This window comes from uncultured Kocuria sp., assembly GCF_947500125.1.
Taxonomy (GTDB): domain Bacteria; phylum Actinomycetota; class Actinomycetes; order Actinomycetales; family Micrococcaceae; genus Kocuria.
Map to the genome: position 1 here is coordinate 1 of NZ_CANMRA010000061.1, position 7748 is coordinate 7748.

A 7748-nucleotide genomic window follows, 5' to 3' on the forward strand; every position below is an offset into this window, starting at 1 on the left:
CCCGCCGGGGAGTGCTCAGACGAGGACCAGCACCACCCAGATGCCGAGGCTGCCGAGCGCGAGCATCGCGACCGCGGTGGCCAGCACGGCGCCGACCTCGGGCTCGGTGCGCTCCTCGACGATGCCGCGGGCGCTGCGGGCGTAGCGGGGACGCTGCGTGAGGTAGATGGCGGACGCGGTGAGGACGGCCAGCCCGAACAGCACCAGCACGAACGGCCCGTGGTGCGGCAGCCAGCGCAGGAAGACCGCCGAGACCACCACGAAGGACATCAGGGTCCGGCCCCAGGCCATGGTCGTCCGCTCCGGCTGCAGCCCGGGGTCCCCGTGCGGGGGCTCCGGGGGGCCCGGGGGATCCGGGGGGCGGCGGAGCCGGGGCCGCGGCATCTCAGCCCTGCAGGACGACGACGACGAGCACTCCCGCCGCGATCGCCCCGCCCACCGCGAGCACCGGCGCGATCAGGGGCAGGGGCAGCGGGGCCTGGCGCCGCATGCTCCGCTCGACCCCGATCCAGCGGAACGTGGCGCCCGCGCTGACGAGCATGCTCAGCACCAGCAGGACGATCGCGAGGAACGTGCGGATGCCCTCCTCGAACAGGTCCGCGGTGAACGCCTCGATGGCGATCCCGCCGGCCAGGAACGCGAGCGAGGTCCGGATCCAGGCGAGGAACGTGCGCTCGTTGGCCAGCGTGAACCGGGGATCGGGGTCCTCCCCGCCGCCGAGCACGCGCTCGGTCAGCCGGCGTCGTCCCGGGGTCTCGGACTGCTCGCCCATCGCCTGCCCTTCGCTCGCGCGGTCGTGTCGGCACCCATCCTGTCACGGGCCCGGCCACGGGCCGGTCGCGGCTACAGTGGGAGCTCCAGCCGCGACCCGCCGAGGAGGACACCCGTGAAGATCGCCGTCGGACAGTTCGCCCCCACCGCCGACACGGCCGAGAACCTGCGGACCATGCGCCGGCTGGCCGAGCAGGCCGCGGCCGGCGGGGCGCAGCTGGTGGTGTTCCCCGAGGAGGCCATGTTCTCCGAGCGGCTCATCGGGGAGGACTTCGAGGACCTCGTCCTGCGCGGCTGGTCCGGGTTCGTCCAGCAGCTGTCCTTCCTGGCCGCGCAGACCGGTGTCGCCGTGATCGCGGGCGGCTACGAGGGCTCCGCCGACGGGCGCCCCTACAACACGCTCGTGGCCGTGGACGCGCAGGGCGCGATCCTCGGCACGTACCGCAAGCTCCACCTCTACGACGCCTTCAGCCACCGGGAGTCCGACCGGATCCGCCCGGGGGACAAGGGCGTCACGGTGGTGCGGATCGGCGAGCTCGCCGTCGGCATGATCACCTGCTACGACCTGCGCTTCCCCGAGATCTGCCGCGCCGTGGTGGACGCCGGGGCGGAGCTGCTCACCGTGCCCGCCGCGTGGTTCGCCGGCGAGCACAAGGTGGACCACTGGCAGGCGCTGCTCAAGGCCCGGGCGATCGAGAACACCGTCTGGGTCGCGGCCGCGGACACCTGCTCCGAGCACACGATCGGCCGCTCCGCCGTCCTCGACCCGCTCGGCGTGGTGGTCGCCGAGGCCGGGGAGGACGAGACCGTGATCACCGCCGACGTCCTGCGCGAGCGCATCGCCGAGGTCCGGGAGACCGTGCCCGTGCTCGCGAACCGCCGCTTCGGCCCGGCTGAGCTGCTGCCCGCCGACGAGGGCTGAGGCGGTGGCCACAGCGGTCCTGACCCCCGCCCGGGCGCCCCAGGGCACCGTCCGCCCCTCCCTGCGTCCCCGCACCGTGGTGGCCCTGTTCGCGGGGCTGTCCCTGCTCTTCGGGACGGTCTTCGCCCTGATGGTGCCGTCGGCCTGGGGCCCGGACGAGCACACGCACTTCAAGCGCGCCTACCAGGTCTCCCAGGGCGGCCTGGCCCCCCAGCGGCTCCCCGACGACGGCCCCTACCCCGTCTACGGCGGCGCCGTGCCCGCCACCGCCCAGGAGTTCATGGCCGAGCACGCCGGGGCGCCGCGGTCCAAGGAGCGCAACTCCGACCCGCTGTACGTCGCGACCGAGGAGCGCGCGCGGGCGCTCGCCGCGCCACTGGCGGGCGAGCTCGTGCTGACGTCGTTCTCCAACACCGCGGCGTACTCGCCCGTGCCCTACCTGCCCGCGGCCCTGGGGGCGCGGATCGCCACCGCGGCGGAGCTCGACATCGGCACGGCCTGGACCCTGATGCGGATGCTGCAGGTGCTCGCCTACACGGGCGTCGCCGCGGTGGGCCTCTGGGCCCTGCGCGGCACCCGCTTCCTGTGGGTCGGCTTCTGCGTGGCGCTGCTGCCCACCGCCCTCTTCCAGTCGGCGGTGATCTCCGCGGACTCGGTGACCAACGCCGTCGTCCTGGCGTTCACCGCGCTCGTGCTGCGCGCGACCGTGCTCGACCGCACCGGGACACCCCTCAGCCGGGTGGAGCTGGGGATCGTGCTCGCGAGCGCGATCGCGCTCCCGCTGATGAAACCCACCTACGTCATCCTGTCCCTGCTGCTGCTGGCCGTCCCGCTGCGGAAGTACCCGCTGCCCCGCCGCCGGGGCGGGCGGCCGGTGGCGGCCTCCCTCGTGCTCACCGGATGCCTGCTGCTGACGCTGCTGGGCTTCGCGGGGTGGATGTCGCTGGCGGCCGGGACCACCGAGGCGATGGGGGCACTGCGCGGCCCGGAGGAGCGGCACATGGTGCGGCCCGACGACCAGCTGGCCTTCGTGCTGGGCGAGCCGGTGGCCGTCCTGGGGATCGCCGCGCGGACGATCCTGACCGCGGACTGGGACTACGCGGCCGGCTTCGTCGCCCAGATGGGCTACGGGCCCGGCAGGACCATCGACGGGCCCTTCGTCGGCGCGGTGTGCTGGCTCGTCGCCGTGGGCGCCGCGTTCTTCCACGGCCCGCGCGCTGCGGCGCCGCGCCGGGTCGCGCTCTGGTTCGCGGGGGTGCTGCTGCTCAACGTCGCGGCGATCTTCGGCACGCTCTACCTGAGCTTCGCCCCGGTGGAGTCCGGGATCGTCAACGGCGTGCAGGGCCGGTACTTCGTCCCGCTCGCCCTGCTGCTGCTCGGGACGCTGGTCCCGCTGGTGTCCGCCCGGTTCCCCGCCGCTCCGGCGGGCCTGCGCCGGGTGGACACCGCGATCCTGGTGCTCGTGCCGCTCTCGGCCGCGCTCGCCGTGGCCGGCTACGCCACCGTGGTCCACATCACGGGCCACTACATGCTTCCCTGACGGACGGCACCGACCGCACCGACCGCACCGACCGCACCGACCGCACCGACGACACCGACGACCCCTGGAGGACCCGTGGACGACGACCGCTCCGACTCCCCGCCGCGCCCGGACGGCCCCGGCGGCCCGCAGGGTCCCGGTGGGTCCGCGTCCGCCGGCGGCTACGGCCCGCCGCCCCCATGGGGCCCGCCCCCGCCGTGGGAGCGCTTCGCCGTGGGCCGCAGCCACGCCGACACCGCGCTGATCCTGGGCATCCTCGGCGTGGTGGTGCTGCCCCTGCTGGGCCCCTTCGCGATCTGGCAGGCCAACGAGGCCGAGAAGCTCGGCACCCCCGCCACGCCCGGGCGGGTGCTCGGCTGGGTGGGCACCGTCCTGCTCGGGGTCCTCCTGGTCTTCTTCGTGCTGTGGCTGGTCGCGGTTGCTTTCCTGCTCAGCTCCGGCGGAGGCGGCTGAGCCGGGGCCCGGGCGGCCCCCGGCTCACCAGATGCTGACGCGCTCCACCTCGGGCAGCCACAGCGCGTCCGACTCCACGACCCCGAACGCCTCGTAGAAGGCCGGGACGTTGCGGACCACCTGGTTCGCCCGGAACTCGTTGGGGGAGTGCGGGTCGGTGGCGATGCGGTGGCGCAGCGCCTCGTCGCGGGACTTCTGCTGCCACACGTACGCCCAGGACAGGAAGAGCCGCTGCTCGGGGCTGTAGCCGTCGATCAGCTCCCCGGGCCCGAAGGCGCTGCCGGTCTCCCGGGACATCCGCCACGCCTTGTGGGCGATCGTGAGCCCGCCCAGGTCCCCGATGTTCTCCCCGAGGGTGAGCTCGCCGTTGACGTGCGTGCCCTCCTCCGCGAGCTGCTCCGGGACCAGGCGGTCGTACTGGCGCACGAGCTCCGCGGTGCGCTCCTCGAAGGCCTGCCGGTCGGCGTCGGTCCACCAGTTGCGCAGCCGCCCGTCGCCGTCGCACGTCGAGCCCTTGTCGTCGAAGCCGTGGCCGATCTCGTGGCCGATCACGGAGCCGATCGCGCCGTAGTTCACGGCGTCGTCGGCGTCCTCGTCGAAGAACGGGGGCTGCAGGATCGCGGCCGGGAAGACGATCTCGTTGCGCAGGGGGTGGTAGTACGCGTTGACCGTCTGCGGGGTCATGAGCCACTCGTGCTTCTCCACCGGGTTGCCGGCCTTGCGGACCAGCTCGGCGAGCCGGAACTCCGTGGTGCGGATCCGGTTGCCCACGAGGTCGTCGGCGCTGATCCGCAGGGAAGTGTAGTCCTTCCACTGCTCCGGGTAGCCGATCTTCGGGGTGAACTGGGAGAGCTTCTTCAGCGCCTCCTGACGGGTCTGCTCCGTCATCCAGTCCAGCCCGGTGATCGAGACGCGGTAGGCCTCCAGGAGGTTTGCCACGAGCTCGTCCATCCGCTCCTTGGCGGTGGGGGAGAAGTGCGCCGCGACGTAGAGCTCCCCCACGGCCTCGCCGAGGACCCCGTTGACGAGCTCCACACCGCGCTTCCAGCGGTCCTTGAGCCGCGGGGTCCCCGAGAGCACGGTGCCGTAGAACGCGAAGTCCTCCTCGACGAACGCGGAGGACAGGTAGGAGGCGCGCGCGGAGACCAGGTGCCAGCGGGCCCAGGAGCGCCACGCCGGCAGCAGCTCGTCGGCGAGCAGCTCCTCGACCCCGGTGAAGAAGGACGGCTGGGCGTTGACCACGGTGCTCAGCGCCGACCCGGGCAGCTCCGCGCCCTCGGCCAGGAGCCCCCAGTCGAGGACCGTGCCGGAGGCCGCGAGCTCCTCGAAGCCCATCGGGTTGTACATCTTGGTGAGGTCGCGGACCGTGACCTTGTCCCAGTGGTGGGAGGCGATCCGCGTCTCGAGCTCCACGGCCGCTCGGGCCTGCTCCTCGGCGTCCTCGAAGCCGGCCAGGGACAGCATGGTCCGCACGTGCTCCAGGTACTTCCCGCGGATCGCCGCGTGCTGGTCGTCCCGGTAGTACTCCTCGTCCGGCAGGCCCAGCCCCGACTGCCCCACGAACACGAGCTGGCGCTCGGGGTCGCCCGGGTCGGCGTCGACGTCGACGCCGACGAGCCCGCCCGCGCCGCGCCGGATCATCCGGCCGAAGTGGCGCACCAGCCCCGGCACGTCCGTCACGGCGTCGACCTCGGCGAGGTCCGGGGCCAGCGGGGAGGCGCCGAGCGCCTCGATCCGCTTCTCGTCCATGAAGGACGCGTAGAGGTTCGCGATCTTGGACTCCACGGCCTCCGGGTCCCCGGCCCGGGCCCGGGTGATGAGCTCGCGCACGGCGGCCTCCGCCTGGTCCCGCAGCTCGATGAACGCGCCCACGGACGGCTTGTCGTCGGGGATCTCCGTCCGGCGCTGCCACGAGCCGTTGACGTGGCGGTAGAGGTCGTCCTGGGGGCGGACGGAGCGGTCGAAGCCGGAGAGGTCGAACACCGAAGAGGTCACCGTAGATGTCATGCCCACCACATTAACCGGCCTCCGGCGGGGTGGGCGGGCTGTTCCCCGACCGCTTAACCCCGGCGGGTCAGCCCCGCGCGCCGGTGAACCGCGGCCTGCGCTTCTGCTGGAACGCGGCGAAGCCCTCGGCGTAGTCCGCGCTGCGGCACAGCTCGCCCTGCACCCGGTTCTCGTTCTCCACGGACTCCCACAGCCCCAGGCGCTCGTCGCGGATCTGGGCCACGAGCTCGCGGGAGGCGAGGAACGCGCCGGTCGCGCCCTCGGCCACGGCGGCGGCCTTGGCCCGGGTGAGCTCGAGCAGCTCCTCGGCGGGCACCGAGCGGCTGAACAGCCCGGAGCGCACGGCCTCCTGGCCGCTCATGAGCTCGGCCGTGTAGATGAGGTCCAGGGTGCGGTGGGCGCCGAGCCGCTCGGTGAACAGGGCGTGCCCGCCCGAGTCGAGGGTCGCCCCGAGGTTGGCGAAGGGGGAGCCGATCTTCGCGCTGTCCGCGACGTAGACCACGTCCGTGGCGATCGCCAGGCCGAGCCCCACGCCCAGGCACGGGCCCTGCACGGCGGCGAACGTCGGGGCGGGGAACCGGGTCATCGCGCGCAGCAGCGGGGTGACCTTCCCGGCCAGGTAGCCGTGGGCGTCGTCGCTCGCGGGGTCCACAGCGGAGATGTCCCGGCCGGCGCAGAAGCCGCGGCCCTCGCCGCGCAGCACGAGGGCCCGGACGCCGGCCCGCTCGGCCTCGGCGTAGGCCTCGCCGAGCTCGGCGAGCGCCGCCTCGTCCAGGGCGTTCATCTTCCCGGGCGCGTTCAGCACCACTTCGGCCACGGATCCGTCGATGGTCAGGTCGATCACTGCTGCTCCTCGGTGAGGTCGGGGACTGAGGTACTGAGGTCGGGGACTGAGGTCGGTAACCGGGGCGGGGACCGGGGTCCGGTTCCGGTGTCGGGCAGGGACGGCCCGGGGCCCGGCACCTGCGCGGTGCCGGGCCCCGGATCGCGCGGCTCAGGCGTCGAAGTCGACGACGAGCTCCTTGGAGGTGGGACGGGTCTGGCAGGTGAGCACGTAGCCCTTCTCGATCTCGTCCTTCTCGAGGGCGTAGTTCTCCTCCATCACGAACTCCCCGGAGACGACCTTCGCGCGGCACGTGCCGCACACCCCGCCCGCGCACGCGAACGGGACGTCGGGGCGGACCCGCAGGGCGGCGTTGAGGACGGTCTCCTGGGCGTTCTTCGGGGACTCGATCGAGGAGGAGAGCCCGTCCAGGTTGAACGTGATGTCGTAGCCCTCGCCCGAGGGGTCGGCCTGGACCACGCGTCCCTGCTGCCCCTGGGGGGTCTCGGGGCGGCCGGTGCTGAAGAGCTCGAAGCGGATCCTGTCCTCCGGCACGCCGCGCTCGGCGAGGGTGTCCCGGCACAGCTGGACGAGCTCGAACGGCCCGCACAGGAACCACTCGTCCGTCCGGTCCACCTGGAGGACCTCGTCCAGGATGTCCTTGAGCTTGTCGGCGTCGATCCGCCCGGACATCAGCGGGCTGATCCGCTGCTCGCGGGAGAGCACGTGGTGGACCGCCAGGCGGGACGGGTACTTGTCCTTGAGGTCCCCGAGCTCCTCGGCGAACATCACCTCCATGGCGGAGCGGTTCGCGTAGACGAGGTCGAACGTGGAGGTCTCCGAGGCGCGCAGCACGGCCTTGGCGATCGCCATGATCGGGGTGATCCCGGAGCCCGCGGCGAAGGCCACGAGGTGGACCGACGCGTTCTTCGCGACCTCCTCGGCGGCGAGCTTCTCCGGGTCGTTCATGCTCGTGAGCCCGAGCTTGGAGATGAACGCACCCTGCGGGTTCATGACGTCGAGCTTGTCACCGGCCTTCAGGGACTCGTTGGCCCACGTGGAGAAGACGCCGCCGATGTCCTGCTTGATCGCCACCCGGATCTCGCCCGGCCGGGGCTCCGCGCAGATCGAGTAGGAGCGGCGGACCTCCTGCCCGTCGATCCGGGCGCGCAGCGCCACGTACTGGCCGGGCAGGTAGTCGTAGTCGTCCACGAGCTCCGGGGGCACCGCGA

8 protein-coding genes are annotated in these 7748 nt (G+C 73.0%); 3 read left to right on the forward strand and 5 right to left on the reverse strand.

What is annotated here, in order from left to right:
• Window positions 1-15: 15 nt before the first annotated feature.
• Window positions 16-384: a DUF202 domain-containing protein gene (locus Q0817_RS19600; RefSeq protein ID WP_298592037.1), complete on the reverse strand. Its 369-nt coding sequence runs from the start codon at window positions 382-384 to the stop codon at window positions 16-18.
• Between the two features lies 1 nt (window position 385).
• A complete protein-coding gene (locus Q0817_RS19605) occupies window positions 386-772 on the reverse strand; it encodes a YidH family protein (RefSeq protein ID WP_298592040.1) in 387 nt (128 codons plus the stop codon).
• 114 nt (window positions 773-886) lie between these two features.
• Between Q0817_RS19605 and Q0817_RS19610 the strand changes: the two genes are divergently transcribed.
• The 3 genes from Q0817_RS19610 (at window position 887) to Q0817_RS19620 (ending at window position 3686) form a co-directional block, all read left to right on the forward strand.
• Window positions 887-1693, forward strand: a complete 807-nt coding sequence (locus tag Q0817_RS19610) for a carbon-nitrogen hydrolase family protein (protein ID WP_298592044.1) — start codon at window positions 887-889, stop codon at window positions 1691-1693.
• 4 nt (window positions 1694-1697) lie between these two features.
• Window positions 1698-3233: a DUF2142 domain-containing protein gene (locus Q0817_RS19615; RefSeq protein WP_298592046.1), complete on the forward strand. Its 1536-nt coding sequence runs from the start codon at window positions 1698-1700 to the stop codon at window positions 3231-3233.
• Between the two features lie 75 nt (window positions 3234-3308).
• The gene (locus Q0817_RS19620; protein WP_298592049.1) at window positions 3309-3686 is read left to right on the forward strand and encodes a hypothetical protein; all 378 of its coding nucleotides are present in this window, start codon (window positions 3309-3311) and stop codon (window positions 3684-3686) included.
• Between the two features lie 24 nt (window positions 3687-3710).
• Here the strand turns inward: Q0817_RS19620 and Q0817_RS19625 are convergent, their stop codons facing one another.
• The 3 genes from Q0817_RS19625 to paaE form a co-directional block, all read right to left on the reverse strand.
• Window positions 3711-5693: a M13 family metallopeptidase gene (locus tag Q0817_RS19625; protein WP_298592052.1), complete on the reverse strand. Its 1983-nt coding sequence runs from the start codon at window positions 5691-5693 to the stop codon at window positions 3711-3713.
• Between the two features lie 67 nt (window positions 5694-5760).
• Entirely contained in the window at window positions 5761-6537 is a 777-nt protein-coding gene (locus Q0817_RS19630; protein WP_298592055.1) for an enoyl-CoA hydratase/isomerase family protein, read from the reverse strand.
• Between the two features lie 150 nt (window positions 6538-6687).
• Window positions 6688-7748, reverse strand: a 1061-nt coding sequence (gene paaE / locus Q0817_RS19635) for a 1,2-phenylacetyl-CoA epoxidase subunit PaaE (protein WP_298592058.1), incomplete at its 5' end; no start/stop codon positions are given.

What these genes read in the sequence shown, in the direction of transcription:
- Q0817_RS19625 (WP_298592052.1), bottom strand. Translation starts at nt 5,693, where the DNA reads ATGACATCTACGGTGACCTCTTCGGTGTTCGACCTCTCCGGCTTCGAC.
- Q0817_RS19605 (WP_298592040.1), bottom strand. Translation starts at nt 772, where the DNA reads ATGGGCGAGCAGTCCGAGACCCCGGGACGACGCCGGCTGACCGAGCGC.
- Q0817_RS19600 (WP_298592037.1), bottom strand. Translation starts at nt 384, where the DNA reads ATGCCGCGGCCCCGGCTCCGCCGCCCCCCGGATCCCCCGGGCCCCCCG.